General features: G+C 70.3%; 22 protein-coding genes. 11 read left to right on the top strand and 11 right to left on the bottom strand.

Annotated elements, in window-relative coordinates:
• The first annotated feature begins 578 nt into the window (after nt 1-578).
• On the top strand, nt 579-1211 hold the full coding sequence (locus ACWDEN_RS14305; protein WP_450859101.1) for a uridine kinase: 633 nt from the start codon (nt 579-581) through the stop codon (nt 1209-1211).
• A gap of 50 nt (nt 1212-1261) precedes the next feature.
• On the opposite strand, the gene corA is transcribed toward ACWDEN_RS14305, so the two are convergent.
• Nucleotides 1262-2389: a magnesium/cobalt transporter CorA gene (gene corA, locus ACWDEN_RS14310; RefSeq protein ID WP_351612149.1), complete on the bottom strand. Its 1128-nt coding sequence runs from the start codon at nt 2387-2389 to the stop codon at nt 1262-1264.
• 285 nt (nt 2390-2674) lie between these two features.
• On the opposite strand from corA, the gene ACWDEN_RS14315 reads away from it, so the two are divergent.
• The gene (locus ACWDEN_RS14315; RefSeq protein ID WP_351612152.1) at nt 2675-3481 is read left to right on the top strand and encodes a methyltransferase domain-containing protein; all 807 of its coding nucleotides are present in this window, start codon (nt 2675-2677) and stop codon (nt 3479-3481) included.
• Nucleotides 3482-3550: 69 nt separating this feature from the next.
• Here the strand turns inward: ACWDEN_RS14315 and ACWDEN_RS14320 are convergent, their stop codons facing one another.
• The gene (locus ACWDEN_RS14320) at nt 3551-4552 is read right to left on the bottom strand and encodes a carbohydrate kinase family protein (RefSeq protein WP_450859103.1); all 1002 of its coding nucleotides are present in this window, start codon (nt 4550-4552) and stop codon (nt 3551-3553) included.
• A complete protein-coding gene (locus tag ACWDEN_RS14325) occupies nt 4537-5442 on the bottom strand; it encodes a pseudouridine-5'-phosphate glycosidase (protein WP_450859105.1) in 906 nt (301 codons plus the stop codon). The genes ACWDEN_RS14320 and ACWDEN_RS14325 overlap by 16 nt, the downstream gene beginning before the upstream one ends.
• Before the next feature lie 116 nt (nt 5443-5558).
• On the opposite strand from ACWDEN_RS14325, the gene ACWDEN_RS14330 reads away from it, so the two are divergent.
• Nucleotides 5559-5990, top strand: coding sequence for a VOC family protein (locus tag ACWDEN_RS14330; RefSeq protein ID WP_450859107.1), 432 nt, complete (start codon nt 5559-5561; stop codon nt 5988-5990).
• A gap of 79 nt (nt 5991-6069) precedes the next feature.
• Here the strand turns inward: ACWDEN_RS14330 and ACWDEN_RS14335 are convergent, their stop codons facing one another.
• Both ACWDEN_RS14335 and ACWDEN_RS14340 read right to left on the bottom strand, forming a co-directional pair.
• Entirely contained in the window at nt 6070-6624 is a 555-nt protein-coding gene (locus ACWDEN_RS14335; protein WP_351619048.1) for a methylated-DNA--[protein]-cysteine S-methyltransferase, read from the bottom strand.
• Between the two features lie 41 nt (nt 6625-6665).
• Nucleotides 6666-7535 (bottom strand): glycerophosphodiester phosphodiesterase, encoded by an 870-nt coding sequence (locus tag ACWDEN_RS14340; protein WP_351619051.1) that lies wholly within the window; start codon nt 7533-7535, stop codon nt 6666-6668.
• Nucleotides 7536-7816: 281 nt separating this feature from the next.
• Between ACWDEN_RS14340 and ACWDEN_RS14345 the strand changes: the two genes are divergently transcribed.
• From ACWDEN_RS14345 to ACWDEN_RS14370, 6 genes are all read left to right on the top strand, one after another.
• Nucleotides 7817-8683 (top strand): MHYT domain-containing protein, encoded by an 867-nt coding sequence (locus tag ACWDEN_RS14345; RefSeq protein ID WP_351619054.1) that lies wholly within the window; start codon nt 7817-7819, stop codon nt 8681-8683.
• A 40-nt stretch (nt 8684-8723) separates the two neighbouring features.
• Complete coding sequence (uvrB, locus tag ACWDEN_RS14350) at nt 8724-10862, top strand: excinuclease ABC subunit UvrB (protein ID WP_351619057.1); 2139 nt, start codon at nt 8724-8726, stop codon at nt 10860-10862.
• A gap of 156 nt (nt 10863-11018) precedes the next feature.
• Complete coding sequence (locus ACWDEN_RS14355) at nt 11019-11597, top strand: TerD family protein (protein WP_351619059.1); 579 nt, start codon at nt 11019-11021, stop codon at nt 11595-11597.
• Nucleotides 11598-11659: 62 nt separating this feature from the next.
• The gene (locus tag ACWDEN_RS14360) at nt 11660-13729 is read left to right on the top strand and encodes a TerD family protein (protein ID WP_450859111.1); all 2070 of its coding nucleotides are present in this window, start codon (nt 11660-11662) and stop codon (nt 13727-13729) included.
• A 222-nt stretch (nt 13730-13951) separates the two neighbouring features.
• Complete coding sequence (locus ACWDEN_RS14365) at nt 13952-14953, top strand: TerC/Alx family metal homeostasis membrane protein (RefSeq protein WP_351619065.1); 1002 nt, start codon at nt 13952-13954, stop codon at nt 14951-14953.
• 157 nt (nt 14954-15110) lie between these two features.
• Entirely contained in the window at nt 15111-16211 is a 1101-nt protein-coding gene (locus tag ACWDEN_RS14370) for a calcium:proton antiporter (protein WP_351619068.1), read from the top strand.
• Between the two features lie 75 nt (nt 16212-16286).
• Here the strand turns inward: ACWDEN_RS14370 and ACWDEN_RS14375 are convergent, their stop codons facing one another.
• Nucleotides 16287-17558, bottom strand: a complete 1272-nt coding sequence (locus tag ACWDEN_RS14375) for an MFS transporter (RefSeq protein WP_450859131.1) — start codon at nt 17556-17558, stop codon at nt 16287-16289.
• Between the two features lie 209 nt (nt 17559-17767).
• Between ACWDEN_RS14375 and aroQ the strand changes: the two genes are divergently transcribed.
• Entirely contained in the window at nt 17768-18241 is a 474-nt protein-coding gene (aroQ, locus tag ACWDEN_RS14380) for a type II 3-dehydroquinate dehydratase (RefSeq protein ID WP_351619071.1), read from the top strand.
• A 22-nt stretch (nt 18242-18263) separates the two neighbouring features.
• Here aroQ and ACWDEN_RS14385 read toward each other — a convergent pair whose 3' ends face one another.
• From ACWDEN_RS14385 to ACWDEN_RS14405, 5 genes are all read right to left on the bottom strand, one after another.
• The gene (locus tag ACWDEN_RS14385) at nt 18264-19022 is read right to left on the bottom strand and encodes an amino acid ABC transporter ATP-binding protein (RefSeq protein WP_351619075.1); all 759 of its coding nucleotides are present in this window, start codon (nt 19020-19022) and stop codon (nt 18264-18266) included.
• Nucleotides 19019-19921, bottom strand: coding sequence for an amino acid ABC transporter permease (locus tag ACWDEN_RS14390; protein WP_450859114.1), 903 nt, complete (start codon nt 19919-19921; stop codon nt 19019-19021). The genes ACWDEN_RS14385 and ACWDEN_RS14390 overlap by 4 nt, the downstream gene beginning before the upstream one ends.
• Nucleotides 19918-20802 carry an ABC transporter substrate-binding protein gene (locus ACWDEN_RS14395; protein WP_450859116.1) on the bottom strand — a complete coding sequence of 295 codons (885 nt, stop codon included), beginning with the start codon at nt 20800-20802 and terminating at the stop codon, nt 19918-19920. The genes ACWDEN_RS14390 and ACWDEN_RS14395 overlap by 4 nt, the downstream gene beginning before the upstream one ends.
• 315 nt (nt 20803-21117) lie before the next feature.
• Nucleotides 21118-21774 (bottom strand): MBL fold metallo-hydrolase, encoded by a 657-nt coding sequence (locus ACWDEN_RS14400; protein WP_450859118.1) that lies wholly within the window; start codon nt 21772-21774, stop codon nt 21118-21120.
• A 45-nt stretch (nt 21775-21819) separates the two neighbouring features.
• A complete protein-coding gene (locus ACWDEN_RS14405) occupies nt 21820-22506 on the bottom strand; it encodes a maleylpyruvate isomerase family mycothiol-dependent enzyme (RefSeq protein ID WP_450859120.1) in 687 nt (228 codons plus the stop codon).
• A 225-nt stretch (nt 22507-22731) separates the two neighbouring features.
• On the opposite strand from ACWDEN_RS14405, the gene uvrA reads away from it, so the two are divergent.
• Nucleotides 22732-25758 carry an excinuclease ABC subunit UvrA gene (uvrA, locus tag ACWDEN_RS14410; RefSeq protein ID WP_351619089.1) on the top strand — a complete coding sequence of 1009 codons (3027 nt, stop codon included), beginning with the start codon at nt 22732-22734 and terminating at the stop codon, nt 25756-25758.
• Nucleotides 25759-25886 lie beyond the last annotated feature (128 nt).

Genomic DNA, 25886 nt, shown 5'->3' on the forward strand with positions numbered 1-25886 from the left:
CCGCCGCCCGCACCTCGCACGCCTTGCCCACTCCTTCTTTTCCTCCGCCTCCTCCTGGGTGTCCCTCTCTCTCCCTCCGTCCTCGCCGCCCTCGACCACCGGGCAGCCGCTCCTGGCCGACGCGGTCGGTCCCGTCTGCGGTCCGCCTTGCTCCAGCCGTCCCGGCGGGCGTGGGCATCACCCAGTCGACGGGATCGTCTGCACGCCCCGCAGGTGCTCCAGTCCCGTGGTGCGGCCCGCGCGAAGCGGCGGAGCTCCGGTGGGAAAGCCACCAGGTCGTCCCCCACTGGCCGTGCGTCCAGGCCGAGCAGATGTGCGCCCAGCCCCACCGCGCCGAGCCGGTCCACCCCGGCCCCGGCGAGCCCGTCGAGGAGCGCGTTGGCCACGCCCTTCCCCAGCCCCACCGCACAGCTCGCCCGGCAGCTGCGCCATCTCGTCCTCTCCGTCGGCCGGGTTCGTGCCCGGCCTCGGAGCCCTGCCCGTCCGCTGGCAGGTGCCGTCACTCCGCTCTCCGCAGGCGGGGCCCGTCCCCCGCAGGCACTGTCACCCCACCTTCCGCCACCCGGCATCATGGCCATGTGCGACTCGAAGCGATCACCTGGGACCGGCTCGCCGAGCTGCTCGCCGACCGGCTGGCCGGGCTGAAGCCGGCCGACGGCAGCGCCTGGACGCGTGTCGGCTTCGACGGAGCCCCGGCCGCCCGGCCCGGTGACCTGGCCGAACGTGTAGGGGAGGCGCTGCGGGTGCGCGGCCGGCCCTCACTCGTGGTCGGCGCCGAGGGCTTCCTGCGCCCCGCCTCGCTGCGCCTGGAACACGGGCGGCGCGACGCGGAGTCGTACTACGGCGGTTGGTTCGACACCGGCGCCCTGTGGCGCGAGGTCTTCGGCCCGCTCGACCCCGGTGGCAGCGGTCGTGTCCTGCCCGACCTCTGGGATCCGGCCACCGACCGGGCCACCCGCAGCCCCTATGTCCAACTCCCGCCCGGTGGTGTCCTGTTGCTCCACGGCCCCCTCCTGTTGCGGCACTGGTTCCCCTTCGACCTGACCGTGCATCTCCTCCTTTCCCCGGGTGCACTGCGCCGGCGTACTCCCGAGGCCGAGCACTGGACGCTCCCCGCCTTCGAGCGCTACGAGTCCGAGACCGACCCCGCCGGAACGGCGGACGTCCTGGTACGTGCCGACGATCCGCGCCGTCCTGCCTGGAGTGGCTGATTCCCGTCGGCCGGCAGCGGGCCCCTCGGCTCGGGCGCGCTCCCGGCGGCTCAGAGCCAGCCGTTGCGCCGGAAGCCCCGGTACAGCACCAGACACGCTGCCGCCATGACGACCATGACCAGCGGATAGCCGAACCGCCAGTGCAGCTCTGGCATGTGGTCGAAGTTCATGCCGTATACCCCGCACACCATCGTCGGTACGGCGATCACCGCGGCCCAGGCCGTGATCTTCCGCATGTCCTCGTTCTGCGCGACGGTCACCTGCGCGAGGTGGGCCTGAAGAATCGAGTTGAGCAGTTCGTCGAAGGCGGCGATCTGTTCCTTGGCGCGTATCAGGTGGTCCAGCACGTCCCGGAAGTAGGCCTGAATCTCCGGCGCGACGACCCGTATGGGCCGGGTGGCAAGGTCCTCCACCGGGCGGCCGAGCGGCATCACCGCCCGCTTCAGCTCGAGCAGTTCACGCTTCATCTGGTAGATGCGGCCGGGGTCGAGGCGTGCGCTGTTCTCCGAGAACACCTCCGTCTCGACCTGGTCGATGTCGGCCTGCACCGCGTCGGTGACGTTCAGATAGTCGTCGACGACATGGTCGGCGATCGCGTGCAGCACCGCCGCCGGTCCCTTGGCCAGCTGATGCGGATGCGCCTCCAACTCCTCGCGCAGCGGGCCCAGTGAGCCGTGCCGGCCGTGCCGTACCGTGATGACGAAGTCCTCACCGACGAACACCATGATCTCGCCGGTGTTGACCACCTCGCTGGTCTCCGTCAGTTGTTCGTGCTCCACGTAGCAGACCGTCTTGAACACCGCGAAGAGCGTGTCGCCATAGTGCTCCAGCTTCGGACGCTGATGAGCCTCGACCGCGTCCTCGACCGCCAGGGGATGCAGGGCGAACAACTCGGCGATGCCCGCGAACTCACGGTCCGTCGGCTCGTGCAGCCCGAGCCAGACGAACCCCTCGCCCGTCTTGCGCACCATCCGCACGGCAGCCACCAGGTCTGTGCACTGCGGCACGCGCACGCCGTCCTGGTACGTCACACAGTTGACCACTGACGAGCCCAGCGGTGACCGGGCGGGGTGACTCAGGTCCACACGCGGCCGCCGCCGGGCCAGCCGCGCCACCTTGCGCAGGCCGCCGACCCTGCTCAGCCCTGTGACCTTCCGCAGATTCCCCGCCATGGACATCTGGATCTCCCCGCCTGGATCTCCTCACGCAACGCGTTTGCGCCTTGCCCGGCAGTCTGCCAGGCGAGGGCAAAACGCGGGTAAGCCTGTGGGAACAGGATGTTCCGCTTGGTTCCCGGCTGTGGACGGAATGCGTTCCCGGCAGTGGACGGACCTCGTTGCCGGCAGTGGACGGAGCTCGTTCGCGGCTGTGGAGCACCGACGCCGCGGCGGCCTCGGCCCGGGCCGCCCCTGTCCGGAGCGTCGGCCGGTCCGGCCAGGCCGGGTGACTGGAATGATCGTGGCATGACCTCAGCGGACGGATACCTCCTGGACAACCGGCAGAAGCAGGCCGCAGAGCGTTTCGACGCCTTCGCCGCCCTCTTCGATCCCACGACCTTCCGGCACATCGAGGCGCTCGGCATCGGGCCCGGCTGGCGCTGCTGGGAAGTCGGTGCCGGCGGCAGCTCGGTGGTGTCCTGGCTCGCCAGGAAGGTGGGTCCCACCGGACAGGTCGTCGCCACGGACATCGACACCTCGAGGATCACCGCCGCGACAGCCCCGGCCGGCGGCCCGCCGGTGGAGGTCCGCGTCCACGACGTGGGCGCCGAGGAACCGCCGGGTGAGGGGTTCGACCTGGTCCACGCCCGGCTCGTTCTCGTTCATGTGCCGGACCGGGAGAGGGCGTTGCGGTCCATGATCCAGGCCCTCCGGCCCGGCGGGCGACTGCTGATCGAGGATGCCGACCCCGCTCTGCAGCCCTTGATCTGCCCCGACGAGTACGGCCCCGAGCAGCGGCTCGCCAACCGCCTGCGTCACGGCTTCCGCAAGCTGCTCGCCGAGCGTGGCGCCGATCTGTCGTACGGCCGAAAACTCCCGCGTCTGCTCCGTGAGGCCGGACTGAGCGAGGTGGAGGCCGATGCGTTCTTCCCCGTGACGTCGCCTGCCTGCACCGCTCTCGAGGCCGCGACGGTCCGTCAGATCCGGGACAGGCTCGTCACGGCGGGGCTTGCCACCGACGAGGACATCGACCAGCACCTGGCCAATGTCGAGGCCGGCGGCATGGACCTGGCCACCGCGCCGATGATCTCGGCGTGGGGGAGGAAGGACTAGCCGGGGGAAGGAAGGCCTGGGCGTTCGTCCCCCGGTTCGGGGGGGGGATCCTGCCGCGCCCGTACGGCGTCAGCGGCGCGGCGCGGGCCGAACCTCCGCTTCCGGTGTCCGCACGGCGTCGGCGTCGGCCGGTGGCCGGCCCCCGCGCCCGGGACGCGGCGGTCTGGCGCCCACCCGTTCGACTGCCTCCGCACCAGCCCGGCAGCCGCGTGCCGCGGCCTCCTCCGCGTCCGCTCCCGCGAGCAGGGCGGCGAGGAAGGCGCCGGTGAAGGCGTCACCGGCGCCCGTGGTGTCCCGAGGGACCGCCGGCGCGGCCGGGACCCGGGACGGTGCGCTGCCGGATCGGGCCACCAGCGCACCCTCCGCACCCGCCTTGGCGACCACCAGCGGGACGAGACGGCTCAGCTTGGCCGCCGCGTCCACCGGATCCGGCAGACCCGTCAGCAGACATGCCTCGTCCCGGCTGGGCAGCAACACGTCCAGTTCCTGAGCGAAGGCCAGGAAGCGGTCCAGCCCCAGCCGCACCAGGAAGCCGGCCGACGCGGGATCGAGGCTGACCGGCACGCCACGCGCGCCTGCCGCCGCGAGCGCGGTCCGCGCGAGCTCCCGGCTCGGCTCCGTGAACAGCAGATACCCCGACAGGTGCAGCCGGCCGACGCCGTCGAGCAACGCGTCCGACCAGTCGGCTGGTTCGAGCCGCAAGGACGCCCCGCTGTCCGTGAGGAACGTACGCTCCGCCGCCGCATCCGCATCGACGAGGCAGATCACTGTCCCGGTTGCCGCTGTCGGATCGACCACCAGCCGGGGCCGCACGCCGGCCGCGATCAGCTCACGCTCGTGCCACGCGGCCGCGTCCACGCCGACCCGCCCGAGCAGCCGTACGTCCGCACAGCCCGTGTGCGCGGCCCAGCAGGCCACGTTCGCGCCCGCCCCGCCCGGCAGCGTGCGGATCGCCGCGGTGGTGTCGGTGCCGGCCGCGAGCGGCCCCCGGTGCCGGGCGACCACATCCGTGACCACGTCACCGACGACCAGCAGCGCCCCGTCCCGGCCCGCGGTCACCCCCTGGTCCATGCCGTGGCGATCCGCGCCGCCAGCCGTACGTTGCCGCGCACGGCCGCCAGATTGGCGCTCAGGGAGGCCCCGTCGGTGTGCCGGACCAGGTAGTCCAGCAGGAACGGGGTCACCGCCTGACCGGAGATGCCCTGATCCGCGCAGGCGCGCAGGCCGTCGGCCAGCACGCGTGCGTGCAGCTCGGGATCGAGCTGCTCGGCCTCGGGGACCGGCTGGGCGACGATCAGCGCCGACGGGGGTGCGTCGAGCGCGTCCTGGGCCCGCATGACGTCCGCGACCTGCTCCGGGGTGTCCAGTGCCCAGTCGACCGGATGTCCCGAGTCGGACAGATAGAAGCCGGGGAACCGGTCCGTGCCGTATCCGGCGACGGCCACGCCCAGCGTCTCCAGCCGCTGCAGGGTCGCCGGCACGTCCAGGATCGACTTCACGCCCGCGCAGACCACCGTGATCCGGGTGCGGGCCAGCAGACCCAGGTCGGCCGACTCGTCCTGGGTCACCGTCCACTCGCGGTGCACACCACCCAGCCCGCCGGTGGCGAACACCCGGAGGCCCGCGAGCGCGGCCAGCTGTGCCGTTGCCGACACCGTGGTCGCCCCGCTCGCAGCGCTCGCCATGGCGAGCGGCAGGTCGCGGTGGCCGAGCTTGCGGATGCCGTCCTCGTTGGCGATCCGCTCCAGTTGTTCCTTGTCCAGGCCGACACGGGGCCGACCGTCGAGCACGGCGATGGTCGCCGGTACGGCGCCCTCCCGCCGCACCGTGTCCTCCAGTTCCAGCGCCACCTGCAGGTTGCGCGGACGGGGCAGACCGTGCGCGATGATCGTGGACTCCAGAGCCACCACCGGCCGCCGTGCGTCGATCGCTTCCCGGACCTCTTCCGACACCACCAGCACGGGCACCGCCTCCTGTTCTGTCGGCCTTTCCTCATCTCTGGCGGCCCCCGGCCGCCGTTAAACGCCTATGGCCTGTGCGCTTGCGGACTGTAGGGGACGCCACCAGCCTGGGGCGCATGACCAGGAACAGCATGCGTCTCGACCACGTCGTCCTGTGGGTGGCCGATCCCGTGGCCGCGGCCGGCTTCTACCAGGAGTCCGTCGGGCTGGAGCCGATCAGGGTCGCCGAGTTCACCGAGGGAAAGGCGGCCTTCCCCTCCGTGCGCGTCAACGAGGAGACCATCCTCGACCTCGCCCCGCTCACCATGGCCGCAGGTATGAGGATGCTGCCCGGTGCGGCCGACAGCGCGGGCCACCCCGTCAACCACATCTGCCTGTCCCTGCCGACCGATGCCTTCGACGCCCTGCACGCCCGCCTGGAGGAACACGGCGTCGCCGTGTCGGGCATCGACCACGACCTCTCGGGCGCCCGCGGCAACGCCACGCGCAGCTTCTACTTCCGTGACCCCGACGGCAACGTCTTCGAGGCCCGGCACTACGACGAGTAGCCGGGGCCGGGCGGACACGAGCAGCCGAGATCGTCGGACACGAGCGGCCGGCGCCGGTCAGAGACGGAAAGCGGGCTGCTCAGAACAGCGGCTCGGGCAGCACCCCCTCCAGGGCGAGCAGCTTCCGCTTGGTCTCCAGCCCGCCCCCGAAGCCGCCGATCCCGCCATCGCTCTCCACCACCCGGTGGCACGGAACGACCACCGGCAGCGGATTGGCACCCATGGCCGCGCCGACCGCCTGCGCCCCGCCGGGCTGCCCGACCCGCCCGGCGAGATCGCCGTACCCCACCACCGTGCCGTACGGCACACCGGTCGCCAGCTCGCGCAGCACCTGCCGGTTGAAGCCGGAGATCAGCGACCAATCCAGCGGCACGTCGAAGTCGTGCCGCTCGCCCGCGAAATAGGCCCGCAGCTGGCGTATCGCCTCCGCCAGCAGCGGCGCCTCGGGATCCTCCACGGGAGCCGCGCCCAGCCGGGCCGCCAGCCGCTCCAGGGCGCGGTCGCGCACCGCGTCCGTGGCGTGGAAGACGACGTTGACCAGGCCGTCACGGCTCGCTGCCAGCATCAGGGGCCCGATGTCGGTGCCCACCACGGCCCACACGACCTGCTGCTCAACCTGCTCATGGCTGTCCATGCGCCCACGGTACGGCCCGCCACTGACAACGCCCCCCGCGTTCAGTGCGAGCCGAGCGCCGTCCGCACCACGTCGGGCTTGTTGGTGATGATCCCGTCCACGCCGTAGCCCGCGACCTTGCGCGCGGTGGCCGCGTCGTTCACCGTCCAGGCGAACACCCGGAGCGGCTTGCCGTGCGGTCCGTCGAAGGTGTGCACGGCCGCGACGTACCCCTTGGAGAGCGAGCCGTACGAGGAGTTGACGAGATCAGTGAAGCGCGCGTACTGGTGCAGCTGCGCCGCGGTGGGCGACCCGAGGTAGGCGGTGGTGATCGCGGGCTTCAGCTTGTGCACGGTGCGGATGCTGTCGGCGCTGAAGCTCTGCACGATCAGCCGGCCCAGGTGTTCGTGGTCCAGCCAGCCCTCGTTCCCGAGGAGCTTCAGGGTCTGCTGCTCGATGCCCGGATACAGCTCCGGGTTCTTGATCTCAAGGAGCAGCTTCTCGTGGTTGTGCTCGACCTCGCGCATGTACTGCTGCAGCGTCGGTACGCACGTGCCCGCGTAGGCGGGGGAGTACCAGCTGCCCGCGTCCAGCCGGGCGATCTCGGCCGCGGTGAAGTCCTTCACCTTCCACGGCGCCCGGCCGGGGAAGACCTGCTCGACGTTGGTGGTGCGCTTCAGGCTGTCGTCGTGGATGACGACCAGCTTGCCGTCCTTGGTGCGCTGGACGTCGTTCTCGACCCAGGAGAAGCCCAGTTTCGCGGCCTTGTCGATCGAGGCCAGCGTGTTCTCGGGAGCGTAGGCGGAGGCACCCCGGTGAGCGATCACCGTGGGCTCGCCGGCATCGCCGGCCCGGGCGTCGGAGCCGGGGCTCAGCAGGACCGCCGTCCCCAGGATCGCGACGACCGCGGCGGCAACTACGCGCGCGTGCATGAAGACTCCTTGCGTCGAGCGAACACGGACAGCAACCACAGTGACAGCAGTCGGTCAGCATCACCTGGGCGCACAACGCCCACAGACTGAGTGGATGTGTCCCAAGTCCGCTCACCGGTACGGCACAACTGCGGCAAGGCCGTGTTTCTTTGCCGGAAAATCGTTCGACCATTCTGGTGGGGGTCATACTCTCTGCGACAAGCCTGACCGCCCCGGCGGTCCTGGGCCGGGGGGACATTTCAAGGATTCCGGGACGCAAGAGGGCGGAAGGGCAGCCGCGGATGCAAGGCACGGTCGACGGATTCAGCTACGGGGCCGTCACCCCGTTGGTGGCCTATCTGATGGCCTGCCTCGGCGGCGCCCTCGGCCTGCGCTGCACCACCCGGTCCCTGCTGGTCACGCACTCCCGACGGCCGGCCTGGCTGGCCCTCGGCTCGGCCGCGATCGGCTCCGGCATCTGGACCATGCACTTCGTCGCCATGATGGGCTTCGCCATCAAGGAGACGCCGATCCACTACGACAAGCCGATCACCTACGCGAGCCTCGGCCTCGCCATCGTCATGGTCGGCGTCGGGATCTTCATCGTCGGCTACCGGGGCGCCACCGGCACCTCGCTGTTCACCGGCGGCACGATCACCGGTCTGGGCGTCGCGTCGATGCACTACCTCGGCATGGCCGGCGTGCACTTCCACGGGCGGTTCACCTACAACACCTACACAGTCGCCGCCTCCGTCGTCATAGGGGTCGTGGCCGCCACCGCCGCGCTGTGGGCCGCCGGACGGGTCCGCGGCTTCATGTGGAGCGTCGGGGCGAGCCTCGTCATGGGGCTCGCGGTCAGCGGTATGCACTACACGGGCATGGCCGCCCTCGGCGTCCACCTCGACGGCACCTCCCACACCGCCGGAGGAGCGCCGGAGCCGTCCGTGCTCGCGCCCATGCTGATCGGCCCGCTCGCCTTCCTGCTCCTGGCGGGCGTCGTGGTGATCTTCGACCCGCTGATGATCATGGGCCGGCCGGTCCCGAGGCCCCTCGAGCACAAACCGGGTGTCCCGGCCTCCGCCGTCGCCTCCCAACCGCACCGGCGTCCCGCCCTCCACCAGGGGCACCGGGCCGAGCACCCCGTCTCCGGGACCCCGCAGAACCGCTGATCCCGCCCCGTTGTCAGTGCGGGGTCGTACGGTGGATGACATGCGGCCCGTTTCCCACATCGAACGCACGGTGGCGCCCTTCGAGGTCGTCAGCCCCTACCAGCCCAACGGCGACCAGCCGACGGCCATCGCCGACCTCGCCAAGCGCATCGAGGCCGGTGAGAAGGACGTCGTCCTGCTGGGCGCGACCGGCACCGGCAAGTCCGCCACCACGGCGTGGATGATCGAGAAGCTCCAGCGCCCCACGCTCGTGATGGCGCCGAACAAGACGCTGGCCGCCCAGCTGGCCAACGAGTTCCGCGAGCTCCTGCCGAACAACGCGGTCGAATACTTCGTCTCGTACTACGACTACTACCAGCCCGAGGCCTACGTCCCGCAGTCGGACACCTACATCGAGAAGGACTCCTCGATCAACGAGGAGGTCGAGCGGCTGCGCCACTCGGCGACGAACTCGCTGCTCACCCGCCGCGACGTCATCGTGGTCGCCTCGGTGTCCTGCATCTACGGCCTCGGTACTCCGCAGGAGTACGTGGATCGGATGGTCCCCCTGAGGGTCGGCGACGAGATCGACCGGGACGAGCTGTTGCGCCGCTTCGTCGACATCCAGTACACGCGCAACGACATGGCCTTCACCCGCGGCACCTTCCGGGTCCGCGGGGACACCATCGAGATCTTCCCGGTCTACGAGGAGCTGGCCGTCCGCATCGAGATGTTCGGCGACGAGATCGAGGCACTGTCCACGCTCCACCCGCTCACCGGCGAGATCATCAGCGACGACCAGCAGCTGTACGTCTTCCCCGCCTCCCACTACGTCGCCGGCCCCGAGCGCATGGAGCGGGCCGTCAACGACATCGAGAAGGAGCTGGGGGAGCGCCTGGCCGAGCTGGAGAAGCAGGGCAAGCTCCTGGAGGCCCAGCGTCTGCGGATGCGTACGACGTACGACATCGAGATGCTCCGGCAGATCGGCTCCTGCTCCGGTGTGGAGAACTACTCGATGCACTTCGACGGCCGTTCCCCCGGCTCCCCGCCCAACACCCTGCTGGACTACTTCCCGGACGACTTCCTGCTCGTCATCGACGAGTCGCACGTCACCGTCCCGCAGATCGGCGCGATGTACGAGGGCGACGCCTCCCGCAAGCGCACCCTTGTGGACCACGGCTTCCGCCTGCCGTCCGCCCTGGACAACCGCCCCCTGAAGTGGGAGGAGTTCCAGGAGCGCATCGGGCAGACCGTCTACCTCTCGGCCACCCCGGGCACCTACGAGCTGTCACGCTCCGACGGTGTCGTGGAGCAGATCATCCGCCCCACCGGCCTGGTCGACCCGGAGGTCGTGGTCAAGCCCACCGAGGGCCAGATCGACGACCTGGTGCACGAGATCCGCAAGCGCACCGAGAAGGACGAGCGCGTCCTCGTCACCACGCTCACCAAGAAGATGGCCGAGGACCTCACCGACTACTTCCTGGAGCTCGGCATCCAGGTGCGCTATCTGCACAGCGACGTCGACACCCTGCGCCGTGTCGAGCTGCTGCGCGAGCTGCGCTCCGGTGAGTACGACGTCCTGGTCGGCATCAACCTCCTGCGCGAGGGCCTCGACCTGCCCGAGGTGTCCCTGGTGGCGATCCTGGACGCCGACAAGGAGGGCTTCCTGCGCTCGGGCACCTCGCTGATCCAGACCATCGGCCGCGCGGCGCGCAATGTCTCCGGCCAGGTCCACATGTACGCCGACAAGATCACCCCGGCGATGGAGAAGGCCATCGAGGAGACCAACCGCCGCCGGGAGAAGCAGGTCGCCTACAACAAGGCCAACGGGATCGACCCGCAGCCCCTGCGCAAGAAGATCAACGACATCGTCGCGCAGATCGCCCGCGAGGAGGTCGACACCGAGCAACTCCTCGGCTCCGGCTACCGCAAGTCCAAGGACGGTAAGGGCGCCAAGGCACCCGTTCCGGCGCTGGGCGAAAAGGCGGCCAAGGCCGGCAAGGCGGCCAAGGGCAAGGCGGCGGCCACGGTTCCCACGGACCGCCCGGCGGCGGAACTCGCCGAGCAGATCGAGGAGATGACCGAGCGCATGCGCGCCGCCGCCGCGGAGCTGCAGTTCGAGATCGCGGCCCGGCTGCGTGACGAGGTCTCGGAAATGAAGAAGGAGCTGCGCCAGATGCGGGAAGCCGGTCTCGCCTGAGCCCCGCCACCCTGCCGGACCTCGGTATATGCGCCAAGTGTTGCAACACCGACACAAAGCGCGGGCCGGGGTTCGGCACTGTCGGTGCCTCTGCGTAGGGTTCTGGACAACCGCGCACTGCGCGGCAACAGGGGACCTTCGAGAGGGGATTCAGCGGTGTCCGTCAACTTGAGCAAGGGTCAGGCCATCAGCCTGGAGAAGAAGGACGGGGCCACCCTGACCGCGGTCCGTATGGGGCTCGGCTGGCAGGCGGCGAAGCGGCGCGGTCTGTTCGGCTCCCGCACGCGTGAGATCGACCTGGACGCGTCGGCCGTCCTCTTCGCCGAGAACCAGCCGGTCGATGTCGTCTTCTTCCGCCACCTGGTGAGCGACGACGGTTCCGTGCGTCACACCGGCGACAACCTCGTCGGCGGCGTCGGGCAGGGCGGTGACGACGAGGCGATCCTCGTGGACCTGCAGCGCGTTCCGGTCCACATCGACCAGATCATCTTCACCGTGAACTCCTTCACGGGACAGACCTTCCAGGAGGTGCAGAACGCGTTCTGCCGTCTTGTGGACGAGACCAACGGCCAGGAACTGGCCCGCTACACGCTGGACGGCGGCGGCGACTACACCGCCCAGATCATGGCGAAGGTGCACCGGGCGGGCTCGGGCTGGACGATGACCGCGCTGGGCACCCCGGCCTATGGCCGTACGTTCCAGGACCTGATGCCGGCGATCCAGCAGCACCTGTAGGACCGCCTGCTCGACCGGCGCGGCGCACGACAGAACGACAGCGACACAGGGGGGCGACGGCGATGACGGCCGAGCTGGTGCGGGGGCAGAACCACCCGCTGTCCCAGGTCCGGCTGGTGATCCGGATCTCGGCCGGGGCGCCGGTCCTGGCCGGAGCCACGCTCGGCGACGAGAAGGGCACGGTGCACGGGCCTGAGTGGGTGGCCCACCCCGGCGCGACCACCCTGCCCGGTGTCGAGGTGCCCCGGCGGGCCGCCGCCGGACACCGGCTCACCGTCGACCTGGGCGCCGTGCCCGAGGCCGTCCACCGCGTCGCCGTCTTCCTCGCCCTGCCCACCGGGGCCGGGTCACCGGCGCGGTTCGGTGCCGTCGCCGCGCCGCACGCGACGGTGGAGGGCCTCGACGGAACCGAACTGGCCTGCTACACCCTCACCGGCCTGGACAGCGAGACGGCCGTGCTCGCCCTGGAGCTGTATCGCCGACAGGGCGCCTGGAAGGTGCGGGCGGTGGGCCAGGGATACGCGGCAGGGCTCACCGCACTGCTCGCCGACCAGGGCCTGCGCGAGGCCGCCGACGTCGCGGCCGCCGCCCATGGGGCGGTGGCCCCCGAGGAGGCGGCCCACGGCCTGTCCCACTCGCTGCAGGCTCCGGCCTCCGCGCCGTCAGCGCACGAGGCTTCGGCTCGCACGCCGAAGGACACCTCTACGGCCCCACCGCACGACACGTCCGCCTCCGCCGCGCACGTCACACCGGCTCCCGGGCCGTACGACACCGCCGCGCCCGAGGCCCGGGACGCCGCCGCGGCCGGGACGCCCGGGCCGACGCCCTCCTTCGCCCGGCAGCAGCAGGAGCCGGCATCGCCGTACGACGCGCGGAGCCCGTACGACCCCCAGGCATCCGGCGCATCCCCGCCAGACCCCGTCGTCCGGGTCGACTACACGCACCCCGGCCGTTCCCCGCACGGCACACCGCCCCCGGCGGCCCCCGCCGACGACGATCGGCCCGCACAGCCCGTCGCGGGCGACGCCGTGGGCTGGTCGATGGAGGAGCGGCTGTACAACCAGGTCTGGGGCATGTTCGAGGACCTGGCCCGCACGACCGCCGCGTACCGCAGCGCCGTCGACTTCGCCGACTCCCGCCTGGAGAAGGAGCTCGACCAGGCTCTCACCGACCCTCGCGGCCGACTCGGCACCGCGGGCGACGCCGCGCGCGAGGTGGCCCATGCCCGCCGGACGCAGCTGGTGGATCAGGCGCGTGCGGTCCTCGACCGTGACCTCGCCCAGCTCACCGCCGAGTCCGAGGTGGTCGAGCCCGCGCTTCCGCCGGCGTACGCCCGCTGGGACAACCCCGTCTGGCACGGCTACCGAGTGCCCGCCGAGCCGCCGATGGCTCTGCGTCTGGGCGACCTCCATCTGCCCGAGAGCGTGCCGCTGCGCATCCCTCTGCTGGTCAGGTTGCCGCTGGAACGCGGCCTGTGGCTCGACAGCGGCCTGGCGGAGGCGTCCGGCGGCCTCCCCGACTCCGCCGAGGTGCGGCACCTGGCCATGGAGGCCGGGGCGGCGCTCGCGGCACGCCTGCTCGCCGTGCATCCGGCGGGGGACTTCGCCGTGCAGATCATCGACCCGGCCGGCACCGGGGCCGCGGCGTTCGCCCCGCTCACGCGGACCGGAGTGCTCGCCGCTCCTCCCGCGACCGGAGCTGCCGGTGCGACGGAGACGCTGGAGCGGCTCACCCGGCGGGTCGACCTGGTGCAGATGGCGGTGCGCGGCGGCGCGCCCGAATCGCTGCCGGCCGATGTCGACACCGCGCGTCAGCTGCTGATCGTCAACGACTTCCCGCACGGTTTCGACGACCGGGCGGTGACCCGGCTGCGCTATCTCGCCGACGAAGGGCCCGACGTCGGTGTCCACCTCCTGCTGGTGGCGGACCGCGAGGACGCCGCTGCCTACGGCCCCCTGCTCGATCCGCTGTGGCGTTCGCTGACGCGACTCACCCCCGTGCCCGACGATCACTTCGCCGACCCCTGGGTGGGGCACGCCTGGACCTATGAACCGTCGCTGGTGCCGGCCGGGAGCCAGGTCGTGCACCAGGTGCTCACCGAGGTGGCGAGAGCTCTGACCAAGCGCGGGTAAAGGGCTCCGAGCTGGGGTCTTGGTCTCTATTTTACTTTTTCCTTTACCTTTCCTTGGTGATTGGGGTACTGTCTTCCGTACGGAGGGGAGTACTCCCTGACTGCGGCGCTCCCGTCAGTACGGACCGGTTCCGGTCCCGGGGCGCCGGCCCGACGCGGGTGGAAGAGACCTCCGGCAGCGACGACGCTGACGTGTTTGCCGTTACGTAATGCCGGAGGTGCAGTGGAAGTCTCCATGACCCTGTGGGTCCTGACCGTCGCGGGCCTCGCCGCCCTGATCGCGGTCGATTTCCTCATCGGGCGCAAGCCCCATGAGGTGTCGATCAAGGAGGCCGGTATCTGGACCGTTGTCTGGATCGCCCTGGCCGGGCTGTTCGGTCTCGGTCTCCTCGTCTTCGGCGGCGGACAGCCGGCCGGCGAGTTCTTCGCGGGATTCATCACCGAGAAGTCGCTGAGCGTCGACAACCTCTTCGTCTTCGTCCTGATCATGGCGAAGTTCGCGGTGCCGGCCCAGTACCAGCAGCGCGTCCTGCTCGTCGGCGTACTCATAGCCCTGGTCCTGCGGGCCGTCTTCATCGCCGCGGGAGCCGCGATCATCGCCGGCTTCGCCTGGATCTTCTACCTCTTCGGCGCCTTCCTGATCTGGACCGCCTGGAAGCTCATCCGGGAGGCGCGCGCGGACGAGGAGGACGAGGAGTACGAGGAGAACAAGCTTCTGAAGGCCGCGGAACGCAAGTTCGGTGTGGCCGACCGGTACCACGGCACCAAGCTGTGGATCCGGCAGAACGGCCATCGGGTCATGACCCCGATGCTGGTCGTGATGCTCGCCATCGGCACCACGGACGTCCTGTTCGCTCTGGACTCCATCCCCGCGATCTTCGGTCTGACCCAGGACCCGTACATCGTCTTCACCGCCAACGCGTTCGCCCTCATGGGCCTGCGACAGCTGTACTTCCTCATCGGCGGCCTGCTGAAGAAGCTGGTCCACCTCTCGTACGGCCTGTCGGTCATCCTCGGCTTCATCGGCGTCAAGCTGGTGCTGCACGCCCTGTACGAGTCCGGCGTCCACGTCCCCGAGATCAGCATCCCGGTCTCGCTCGGCGTGATCTGCGCGGTCCTGGTCGTCACGACCGTCACCAGCCTGATGGCCACCGGGAAGCAGGCCGCCGTCGAGGCGGCGCACGGGGGCGGTCAAGCCGCTCCGAAGGACAGCGTCGACGCCTGACCAAGCCGACGGCAGGTGCGGCCGGGGCGGGAGCGGGACCGTGTGAAAGAGGCACCCGCTCCCACCGCTGCCGGGCCCTGCAGCGGAAAGGGAAAGGACGAGAAATATCGGGAAAGAACGGAATGCGAATTATGTAGGTCTCTGCGACCATCGCCGCATGATCACTCGGCTCCGGGCGCTCACCTGGCAATGGACGATCCTCGTGCCCGTTCTCGCGGTCGTCCTCCTGGTCTTCACCTGGGGCCGAAATCTGCCGGGCGCGGTCGTCGCGCTGATGACCCTGGTGCTCGCCGGCTCCGTCCTGGCGGCCGTCCACCACGCCGAGGTCGTCGCCCACCGCGTCGGCGAACCCTTCGGCTCCCTGGTGCTCGCCATCGCCGTCACGATCATCGAGGTGGCCCTGATCGTCACCCTCATGGCGGACGGCGGCGCCAAGAGCTCCACCCTGGCCAGGGACACCGTCTTCGCCGCCGTGATGATCGCCTGCAACGGCATCGTCGGGCTCTGTCTGCTCGTCGCCTCCCTGCGGCACGGCACCGCCGTCTTCAACCCCGAGGGCACCGGCGCCGCCCTGGCGACCGTGGCGACGCTCGCCACCCTCAGCCTGGTGCTGCCGACCTTCACCACCAGCAAGCCCGGACCCGAGTTCTCCTCGGTGCAGCTGACCTTCGCCGCGCTGTCCTCACTGATCCTTTACGGACTCTTCGTGGCCACCCAGACCGTGCGCCACCGCGACTACTTCCTGCCGATCACCCGGCAGGGCGAGGTCATCACCGCCGACGACCACGCCCGGCCACCATCCGCGCGCAGCGCCTGGCTCAGCCTCGGTCTGCTCGGGCTGGCTCTGGTCGGCGTGGTCGGCCTGGCCAAGGGGGTGTCGCCCACCATCGAGTCGGGTGTGGAGGCGGCCGGCCTGCACCACGCCGTCGTCGGTGTGATCATCGCCCTGCTCGTCCTGTTGCCCGAGACGATCGCCGCGCTGCGCGCCGCACGCCGCGACCGGGTGCAGACCAGCCTCAACCTCGCACTCGGCTCGGCCATTGCGAGCATCGGCCTGACCATCCCGGCCGTCGCCCTCGCCTCCATCTGGCTCTCCGGACCGCTCATCCTCGGCCTCGGCTCCACACACATGCTGCTGCTCGCGCTGACCATCGTGGTCAGCTCCCTGACAGTGGTGCCGGGACGGGCCACGCCCCTGCAGGGCGGTGTCCACCTGGTGGTCTTCGCGGCCTATCTGGAGTTGGCCGTCAATCCGTAGCGAGCCCGACCGTACGGTCCCTCTGCGGGAGGCCTGCAGCCGGTCGCCGTCGTCCCGTATACCGGCCGGTCAAGGTCAACCCGTCGCCGGCTCCACCGCCGGCACGGGCACCGGCCGCGTCTCCGGAAGCAGCGCGAAGCACACCAGGCTGATGAGCCCGATGCCCGTCAGATACACGCCCACGGCCCAGGGCACACGCCCGCTCTGCTCCGCGAGCGCCGTGGCCACGATGGGGGTGAGCGCGCCGCCGAGGACCCCGCCGAGGTTGTAGCCCACAGCGGCGCCCGTGCAGCGGACCCGCGCATCGTACAGTTCCGGGAGGTATGCGGCGATGACCGCGAACATGGTGACGAAGGCGAGCAACGCGCCCAGGATGCCGAGGAACATCAGCAGCGGTCGGCCGGTGGCCAGCAGTGCCACCATCGGGAGCATCCACAGCACGCAGGCCGTGCACCCCGTCAGACACATCGGCCGCCGCCCATAGCGGTCGCCGAGCAGCGCCACCAAGGGCGTGAGGGCCCCCTTCACGACCACCGCGGCCATGACACAGCTCAGCATCACCGTCCGGCTCACCCCGAGCCGTTCCGTGGCGTACGCCAGCGACCAGGTCGTCACCGCGTAGAACACCGCGTACCCGATGGCCAGGGCGCCGGCCGTCAGCAGCACGAGCCGCCCGTGATGCCGAACGACCTCGACGAACGGCACGCGCGCGTGGTCGTCGATTTCCAGGAACCGAGGGCTCTCGGCGAGCGACGAGCGCAGCCACAGCCCGGCGAGCGCCGGTGCACCGGCGACCCAGAACGGCACCCGCCAGCCCCACCGCGCGAACTCCGCGTCGGACAGCACCGCCGACAGCGCGAGCATCACCCCGTTGGCGAGCACGAAGCCCACCGCGGGCCCGACTTGAGGGAAACTCGACCACAGGGCGCGTCGCGCGGCCGGCGCGTGCTCGGCGGTCAGCAGCACCGCTCCGCCCCATTCGCCGCCGAGCCCGAGCCCCTGCAGGAAGCGCAGCACGAGCAGCAACAGGGGTGCGGCGACGCCGATCGTCCCGTACGACGGCACACAGCCCACCGCGACGGTCGAGGCGCCCGTGAGCAGCAGTGAGGCGACGAGCACGGGCCGCCGTCCGTGCCGGTCGCCGAGGTGCCCGAACGCCACCGAGCCCAGCGGCCGGGCGACGAATCCCACCCCGAAGGTCACGAACGCCGCCAGGGTCCCCGCGACCGGCGAGAACGTCGGGAAGAACAGCGGACCCAGGACCAGGGCCGCCGCGGTTCCGTAGACGAAGAAGTCGTAGAACTCGATCGCGGTCCCCGCCAGGGACGCGGCGGCGAGTCTCGGCATCGAAGGAGCGCTCACGGCACGTACAGGCTGCATGCCGCGTCAACCACCTACCGTGATCAACAGTTACGGGGCGCGCGGAGGCGCGAGCGAGGCGACCGTGGCGTGCGCCGAGGCCCTGGCGCGCGGCCCGCCCTGCATTCCGGCCACCGTGATAGACCGGGTGCGAGCGGCGGTCGTCGACGTACCGCCCCGAACGGACCGGAGGAAACGTGCCCCGCACCCTGGCCAACGCCCCGATCATGATCCTCAACGGGCCCAACCTGAACCTGCTCGGCCAGCGCCAGCCCGAGATCTACGGGAGGGACACCCTGGCCGATGTCGAGGCGATGTGCGCCAAGGCCGCGGCCGCGCACGGCGGCACCGTGGACTTCCGGCAGTCCAACCACGAGGGTCAGTTGGTCGACTGGATCCACGAGGCGCGCCTGAACCACTGCGGGATCGTCATCAACCCCGGTGCCTACTCCCACACGTCGGTCGCCATTCTGGACGCACTCAACACCTGCGACGGCATGCCCGTGCTGGAGGTGCACATCTCGAACATCCACCAGCGCGAATCGTTCCGGCACCACTCCTACGTCTCCCTGCGCGCCGACGGGGTGATCGCCGGATGCGGAGTGCAGGGCTACGTGTTCGGTGTGGAGCGGGTCGCCGCCCTGGTGGGCGCGGTCCAGGCCGAGGCCTAGGCCGTGGCGTAGTCGGGGGCCGTCACAGCCGGCCCGCCTCCACGATCCGCCGCAGGAAACGCCGCGTGCGCTCCTGCTGCGGGTCGCCGAAGACCTGCTCGGCCGTGCCGCGCTCCAGCACGACGCCACCGTCCAGGAAACAAACCTGGTCGGCGACGTCCCGCGCGAAGCCCATCTCGTGCGTCGCCAGCACCATGGTCATGCCGTCGTCCTTCAGGTCCCGGACCACCTCCAGCACCTCGCCCACGAGTTCGGGGTCGAGCGCCGCCGTGATCTCGTCCAGCAGCAACAGCCGGGGCCGTACGGCGAGCGCCCGTACGATCGCCACACGCTGCTGCTGACCGCCGCTGAGCCGGTCCGGATAGGCATCCGCCTTCGCACCCAGTCCGAGGCGCTCCAGCAGGCCCCTGGCCCGTTCCTCGGCCTCCGCCCGGGAGACGCCGTGCACCCGGCGGGGCGCCAGCGTGATGTTGTCCAGCACGGTCATGTGCGGGAAGAGGTTGTACGCCTGGAAGACCACGCCGATCCGGCGCCGGACCGCGTCCTGGTCGACGCGGGGGTCGGTGATCTCCTCGCCGTCCAGCCAGATCGCGCCGTCGTCGATCTCCTCCAGGAGGTTGGCGCAGCGCAGCAGCGTGGACTTGCCCGAGCCGGAGGCGCCGATCAGCGCGGTCACCGTGTGCGGGGCGACCTCCAGGCCGACGTCCCGCAGCACCACGGAGCCGCCGAAGGTCTTGCGGACGGACTCCATGCGCAGCACGGGCGCGAGTGCGTCGCTCATAGCGATCCTCCTTGGGCCCGCTGCCGGTCCATCCGGGCCGTCATCCAGTCCGTGAAGCGGGTCATCGGAATGGTCAGTGCGACGAAGACGAGGCCCGCGACGATGTACGGCGTGTAGTTGAGGCTGCGCTGGGCGATGATGTCGGCCGCCCGTACGGCGTCGACCGCGCCGCCGATCGACACGAGCCCGGTGTCCTTCTGGAGCGACACGAGGTCGTTCAGCAGGGGCGGCACCTGACGGCGTACGGCCTGGGGGAGCACCACATACCGCAGCGCCTGACGGTTGGTCAGCCCCAGTGAGCGGGCCGCGGCGCGCTGCGAGGGGTGCACGGACTCGATGCCGGCGCGGAACACCTCGGCGACGTAAGCGGAGTACGTCAGTGTCAGCGCCGTACCACCGAGCAGGACGGGATCGACGGTCACGCCCTGGAGGCGCAGAGCGGGCACCCCGAAGACCACGAGCATCAGGTTGATGATCAGCGGCAGACCGCGGAAGAAGTCCGTGTACGCGGCCGCCAGCACCCGCAGGGGGAAGAACACGGCCCCGGGCAGGGTGCGGGCGATGGCGATCAGCATGCCCAGGACGAGGACCAGCACGCCGCAGATCAGCAGCAGCCGGACGTTGAGCCACAGCCCTTCGAGGACCTTGGGGAAGGCCTCGCGCGCGTACTGCGCGTCGAAGAAGGTCTCCTCGGTGCGCGGCCAGCCGGGCGCGTTGACGACGACCAGGTAGAGGACGACGCCGGTGACCAGCGTCGACAGGGCGGCGATGGCTGTCGCGCGACGGGCACGCGCGCGCTTGTGGCGCTCGCGCCGCAGCCGTCGCTCGGACGGGACGTACCCGTCGCGCACATCGTCCTTGCCGGAGTCCTCCCCCGACTCCTCCTGCATGACGGTCACTTGAGCACCGGAGCGTCGACGGCGTCGGACAACCACTGCTTCTCCAGCTTCGCCAGCGTGCCGTCCTTGCGCAGGGCGTCCACGGCCGACGTCACGCACGACGTGAGGCCGCTGCCCTTGTCGAGGACGAGCCCGAACTGCTCGGGAGTGCCGCCCTGGTTCTCGAACTGCCCGACGATCCTGGCATTGGTCACCTGGGCCGAGGTCACGTAGAAGGCGGTCGGCAGATCGGTGACGATGGCGTCCACCTGGCCGTTCTTGAGCGCGGAGATGGCCTGGTCGTTCTTGGAGTACGCGGCCGCCTCCTGCGACGGCTTCACCACGTCGCTGATGTAGTTGAGACTCGTCGTGCCCACCTGGGCGCCCAGCTTGAGGTCCTTCAGGTCCGCGATGCTCGTCGCCTTGGCGGCCTTGCTGCCCTTCAGCGCGATGACAGCCTGGCGCACGTCGTAGTAGCCGGAGGAGAAGTCGACGGCCTTCTTGCGCTCGGAGCTGATCGACACCTGGTTGATGTCGAAGTCGAAGCTCTTCACGCCGGGCGCGAACGCCTTGTTGAACGGCACGCTCTGCCATACGACCGCGCTGTTGCCGTAACCCAGCTGCCGGGCCACGGCGTAGGCGACCGCCGACTCGAAGCCCTTGCCGTTCGCGGGCTTGTCGTCCTGGAACCAGGGCTCGTACGCCGGTTCGTCCGTCGCGATCGTCAGCTTTCCGGACGTCTTGGTGGCCAACGCGCCCTTGGCGCAGCTCTTCGCTGCCGAGCCGGAGGGAGCGGCCGACGCCTTGTCCTCGGGTTGCGGAGCACAGCCGACGGCGGTGGCGAGCAGGGCTACGGTGGCGGCGGCTGCCGCACGGCGCAGGACGCGAGGCGCTGGGTACATGGCGGGAGATTGGCAGCGAACCCCGCGTTTGTCCAGGTCACGACCACAACTGTCCGCATACTGGGAACGGGTGTTGCGGCTGTGTGAACGTCCCGCACGACGCGGGCCGTTGGCCTGGGCCGCCGGCCGAGGGCGGGGTTGGAGACCGGCGGCCCTGCCGCAGAGGAGCCGTCATCCTCTGCGGGGTTGTCACCAGTGGACCGCGTGACAGGGCGTGCGGGGAGCGCGTACGCGCCCCCGGCGTGTGTGAAACATTCACACGGGGCGCGCGGCGAGAGCCGTGCGCGACGCTCGGATGAGAAGGGCGCCCGGCGCTCACCACCCGCGCGCGTGCCACTCCGGCAGATGCGGCCGCTCCGCGCCCAGGGTCGTGTCGTTGCCGTGCCCGGGATAGACCCAGGTCTCATCGGGCAGCACGTCGAAGATCTTCGTCTCCACGTCGTGGATCAGGCTGGCGAAGGCCTTCGGATCCTTGCGCGTGTTACCGACGCCGCCCGGGAAGAGGCAGTCGCCGGTGAAGACATGCGGATGACCGTGCGGGTCGTCGTAGACCAGCGCGATCGAACCCGGGGTGTGCCCGACGAGGTGCCGCGCGGTGAGCTCCACCCGTCCCACCCGGATCACGTCGCCGTCGTCCACGGGGACATCGGTGGGCACGGGGATGCCGGGGGCGTCCTCGCGGCCGGCATACGTACGCGCGCCCGTGGCCGCGACGACCTCGGCGAGCGCCTGCCAGTGGTCGCCGTGCTGATGCGTGGTGACGACGGACGCGATGCCGTCGTCACCGATCATGCCGAGAAGTGCCTCCGCCTCATTGGCGGCGTCGATCAGGAGCTGCTCGTCGGTGGCCCGGCAGCGCAGCAGGTAGGCGTTGTTGTCCATCGGGCCGACCGCGATCTTCGTGATCATGAGGTCTTTCAGCTCGTGCACATCCGCCGGTCCGCCGACCCTGACCTCTCCGGTGTACGTCATGGTGATCAGCCTATAGCGGGGGAGGGCCGACGGACCGTAGCTGACCTACAAGGGCGGCAGCTTCGGCAGCGCGCCCTTCGTCGTCAGGCCGGAGCCGTCGCGCCGCCCGGCGAGCCAGCCCAGCAGGTCCGCGGCCGTACCCTCGACCGCGACAGGGCCGCCCTCCGCTCCGCCGCCCGTGGTCCAGGACCGGCCGTCACCGGCGGTCAGACTCGTCGAGGGCACCTCTTTGTGTCCGGCGAAGCGCTCCGCCAGGAAGTCGATCTCCCGTTCCGTGAACTCGGCCGGAAGATCCTCCAGCTCGTACCCGATGCCGAGATCGACGTGGTGCAGCTCGACCTCGACCCACCGCCGGAACGGCACCCGCGACGCCGAGTCGGTGACCCCGTTGCGCAGCTCCACCGTGCGCGACCAGTCCGCCGGGGCGTCCCCCACCGTCTGGAAGCGGGCCGCGCTCTCCCGCAGGTCGGTGAGCTGGGCGTCGAGGGGGCGCGGGGCGTCGCGCTCGATGTCGGCGTCCCGCGCCTCGGCGCTCGCGTACATGGGCCGGCCCTCGAGAACGTTCACGAGCGCGTCCGCGTTGCGGGCGAGGTGGGCCAGGACGTGCCCGCGGCTCCACCCCGGAAGCCGTGACGGCTCGGCGAGCGACGCGTTGTCCAGTTCGGCGACCGCGGTGAGGAGCCGCTCGGTCGCGTCACGTACACATGCCAGGTCATGAGCGTGATCAATCATGGGCCTGACATTAGTCCGGCCACACCTTTGGGTGAAGGTGGTGAACCTCGCCCGCAAATCGAAAGCACGTGCTATATCGTCGAAGGCGGCGTCGGGCATGCTGGATGGCCGGGGGTTGTTATGCAACCCGGGCAATCCGACCGGCGTTGTCAGTGGCTCCCCCTAGTCTGAAGAAGCACGGGGGCCCCGCCCCTGTCACTTCTCTCAAGAAAGGTGCGGACCGGCGTGGCCGACCGTCTCATCGTCCGTGGCGCGCGCGAGCACAACCTGAAAAACGTCTCGCTCGACCTGCCGCGTGACTCGCTCATCGTCTTCACGGGCCTGTCCGGGTCGGGCAAGTCCTCCCTGGCCTTCGACACGATCTTCGCCGAGGGCCAGCGGCGCTACGTGGAGTCGCTCTCCTCGTACGCCCGGCAGTTCCTCGGCCAGATGGACAAGCCGGATGTCGACTTCATCGAGGGCCTGTCCCCGGCGGTCTCCATCGACCAGAAGTCGACCTCGCGCAACCCGCGCTCGACGGTCGGCACCATCACCGAGGTCTACGACTATCTGCGTCTGCTCTTCGCGCGCATCGGCAAGCCGCACTGTCCCGAGTGCGGCCGACCGATCTCCCGCCAGTCGCCGCAGGCCATCGTCGACAGGGTCCTGGAGCTGCCGGAGGGGAGCCGCTTCCAGGTGCTGTCGCCGCTCGTGCGCGAGCGCAAGGGCGAGTTCGTCGATCTCTTCGCCGACCTGCAGACCAAGGGCTACTCCCGCGCGCGCGTCGACGGGCAGACCATCCAGCTGTCCGAGCCGCCGGCGCTGAAGAAGCAGGAGAAGCACACCATCGAGGTGGTCGTGGACCGCCTCACGGTGAAGGAGTCGGCCAAGCGCCGCCTCACCGACTCCGTGGAGACCGCCCTCGGCCTGTCCGGCGGCATGATCGTGCTCGACTTCGTCGACCTCCCCGAGGACGACCCCGAGCGCGAGCGCATGTACTCCGAGCACCTGTACTGCCCGTACGACGACCTGTCCTTCGAGGAACTGGAGCCCCGCTCCTTCTCCTTCAACTCGCCCTTCGGCGCCTGCCCCGACTGCACCGGCATCGGCACCCGCATGGAGGTCGACCCCGAGCTGATCGTCCCGGACGAGGAAAAAACCCTGGACGAGGGCGCCATCCACCCCTGGTCGCACGGGCACACCAAGGACTACTTCGGCCGCCTGATCGGTGCCCTCGCGGACGCGCTCGGCTTCCGCACGGACATCCCGTTCGCGGGCCTGCCGCAGCGCGCGAAGAAGGCCCTGCTCCACGGCCACAAGACCCAGATCGAGGTCCGCTACCGCAACCGGTACGGCCGGGAGCGCGTGTACACCACGCCCTTCGAGGGCGCGGTGCCGTTCGTCAAGCGCCGTCACAGCGAATCCGAGAGCGACGCCAGCCGCGAGCGCTTCGAGGGCTACATGCGCGAGGTCCCGTGCCCCTCCTGCGAGGGCACGCGCCTGAAGCCGATCGTCCTCGCGGTCACGATCATGGAGAAGTCGATCGCCGAGGTCTCCGCGATGTCGATCAGCGACTGCGCGGACTTCCTGGGCCAGCTGAGGCTGAGCGCCCGGGACAAGAAGATCGCCGAGCGGGTGCTGAAGGAGGTCAACGAGCGACTGCGCTTCCTGGTCGACGTCGGCCTCGACTACCTCTCGCTGAACCGTGCGGCCGGCACGCTCTCCGGCGGCGAGGCCCAGCGCATCCGCCTGGCCACCCAGATCGGCTCCGGCCTCGTCGGCGTCCTGTACGTGCTGGACGAACCGTCCATCGGCCTGCACCAGCGGGACAACCACCGGCTGATCGAGACCCTGGTCCGGCTGCGCGACATGGGCAACACGCTCATCGTCGTGGAGCACGACGAGGACACCATCAAGGTCGCCGACTGGGTCGTGGACATCGGCCCCGGTGCCGGTGAACACGGCGGCAAGGTCGTGCACAGCGGCTCCCTGAAGGAGCTGCTCGCCAACACCGAGTCGCAGACCGGCGCGTACCTCTCTGGCCGCAAGGCGATCCCGCTTCCGGACATCCGCCGTCCCCGCGACCCGTCCCGCAAGCTGACCGTGCACGGCGCCCGTGAGAACAACCTGCAGGACATCGACGTGTCCTTCCCGCTGGGTGTGTTCACGGCCGTCACGGGCGTCTCCGGATCCGGCAAGTCGACGCTGGTCAACGACATCCTGTACACGCACCTGGCCCGCGAGCTGAACGGCGCGAGGAACGTCCCCGGACGGCACACGCGCGTGGACGGCGACGACCTGGTCGACAAGGTCGTGCACGTCGACCAGTCGCCGATCGGCCGCACTCCGCGGTCCAACCCCGCGACGTACACCGGTGTCTTCGATCACATCCGCAAGCTGTTCGCCGAGACCACCGAGGCGAAGGTCCGCGGCTACCTGCCCGGTCGCTTCTCCTTCAACGTCAAGGGCGGCCGCTGCGAGAACTGCGCGGGTGACGGCACCATCAAGATCGAGATGAACTTCCTCCCGGACGTCTACGTCCCGTGCGAGGTCTGCCACGGAGCCCGGTACAACCGGGAGACCCTGGAGGTCCACTACAAGGGCAAGTCCATCGCCGACGTGCTGAACATGCCGATCGAGGAGGCCACCGACTTCTTCGAGGCCGTCCCGGCCATCTCCCGGCACCTGAGGACGCTGAAGGACGTCGGTCTCGGCTACGTCCGCCTCGGCCAGTCCGCCACCACGCTCTCCGGAGGTGAGGCCCAGCGCGTGAAGCTGGCCAGCGAGCTGCAGAAGCGATCCACCGGACGCACTGTCTACGTCCTGGACGAGCCGACCACCGGTCTGCACTTCGAGGACATCAGCAAGCTGCTGACGGTCCTCGGTGGCCTGGTCGACAAGGGCAACACGGTGATCGTCATCGAGCACAACCTCGACGTGATCAAGACCGCCGACTGGATCGTCGACATGGGTCCGGAAGGCGGCGCCGGCGGCGGCCTCGTGGTCGCCGAGGGCACGCCCGAGGAGGTCGCCGGGGTGCCGGCCAGCCACACCGGCAAGTTCCTGCGCGAGATCCTCGGCGCCGACCGCATCAGCGACGCGGAACCGGTGAAGGTGCCACGGGCGGGCACGGCCAAGAGGACGGCCGCCGCGAAGACGGCGGCGAAGAAGACGGTGACGGCCAAGGCCAACAACACGGCTAGCAAGAAGGCCGACGCGGTCACGAAGAAGGCGGCTACCGCGAAGAAGACGACGCGGGCACGCAAGGCCTGACAGACCACCAGAAAAGCGGCGCCCCGCGGGAACTCCCCCCCGGGGGCCGCGCGTTGCACCCACACCCCCCCCCGCGCCCAGGCCCCCCCGCGCCCCCGGTGACGCGCCGGGCCGCACCCAAGAAACAG

It is taken from the genome of Streptomyces sp. NPDC001153, assembly GCF_053598315.1.

What these genes read in the sequence shown, in the direction of transcription:
- ACWDEN_RS14405 (WP_450859120.1), bottom strand. Translation starts at nt 22,506, where the DNA reads ATGATTGATCACGCTCATGACCTGGCATGTGTACGTGACGCGACCGAG.
- ACWDEN_RS14320 (WP_450859103.1), bottom strand. Translation starts at nt 4,552, where the DNA reads ATGGACCAGGGGGTGACCGCGGGCCGGGACGGGGCGCTGCTGGTCGTC.
- ACWDEN_RS14315 (WP_351612152.1), top strand. Translation starts at nt 2,675, where the DNA reads ATGACCTCAGCGGACGGATACCTCCTGGACAACCGGCAGAAGCAGGCC.
- corA (WP_351612149.1), bottom strand. Translation starts at nt 2,389, where the DNA reads ATGTCCATGGCGGGGAATCTGCGGAAGGTCACAGGGCTGAGCAGGGTC.
- ACWDEN_RS14335 (WP_351619048.1), bottom strand. Translation starts at nt 6,624, where the DNA reads ATGGACAGCCATGAGCAGGTTGAGCAGCAGGTCGTGTGGGCCGTGGTG.
- ACWDEN_RS14330 (WP_450859107.1), top strand. Translation starts at nt 5,559, where the DNA reads ATGACCAGGAACAGCATGCGTCTCGACCACGTCGTCCTGTGGGTGGCC.
- ACWDEN_RS14340 (WP_351619051.1), bottom strand. Translation starts at nt 7,535, where the DNA reads ATGCACGCGCGCGTAGTTGCCGCCGCGGTCGTCGCGATCCTGGGGACG.
- ACWDEN_RS14360 (WP_450859111.1), top strand. Translation starts at nt 11,660, where the DNA reads ATGACGGCCGAGCTGGTGCGGGGGCAGAACCACCCGCTGTCCCAGGTC.
- ACWDEN_RS14345 (WP_351619054.1), top strand. Translation starts at nt 7,817, where the DNA reads ATGCAAGGCACGGTCGACGGATTCAGCTACGGGGCCGTCACCCCGTTG.
- ACWDEN_RS14400 (WP_450859118.1), bottom strand. Translation starts at nt 21,774, where the DNA reads ATGACGTACACCGGAGAGGTCAGGGTCGGCGGACCGGCGGATGTGCAC.
- ACWDEN_RS14385 (WP_351619075.1), bottom strand. Translation starts at nt 19,022, where the DNA reads ATGAGCGACGCACTCGCGCCCGTGCTGCGCATGGAGTCCGTCCGCAAG.
- ACWDEN_RS14395 (WP_450859116.1), bottom strand. Translation starts at nt 20,802, where the DNA reads ATGTACCCAGCGCCTCGCGTCCTGCGCCGTGCGGCAGCCGCCGCCACC.
- uvrB (WP_351619057.1), top strand. Translation starts at nt 8,724, where the DNA reads ATGCGGCCCGTTTCCCACATCGAACGCACGGTGGCGCCCTTCGAGGTC.
- ACWDEN_RS14370 (WP_351619068.1), top strand. Translation starts at nt 15,111, where the DNA reads ATGATCACTCGGCTCCGGGCGCTCACCTGGCAATGGACGATCCTCGTG.
- ACWDEN_RS14375 (WP_450859131.1), bottom strand. Translation starts at nt 17,558, where the DNA reads ATGCCGAGACTCGCCGCCGCGTCCCTGGCGGGGACCGCGATCGAGTTC.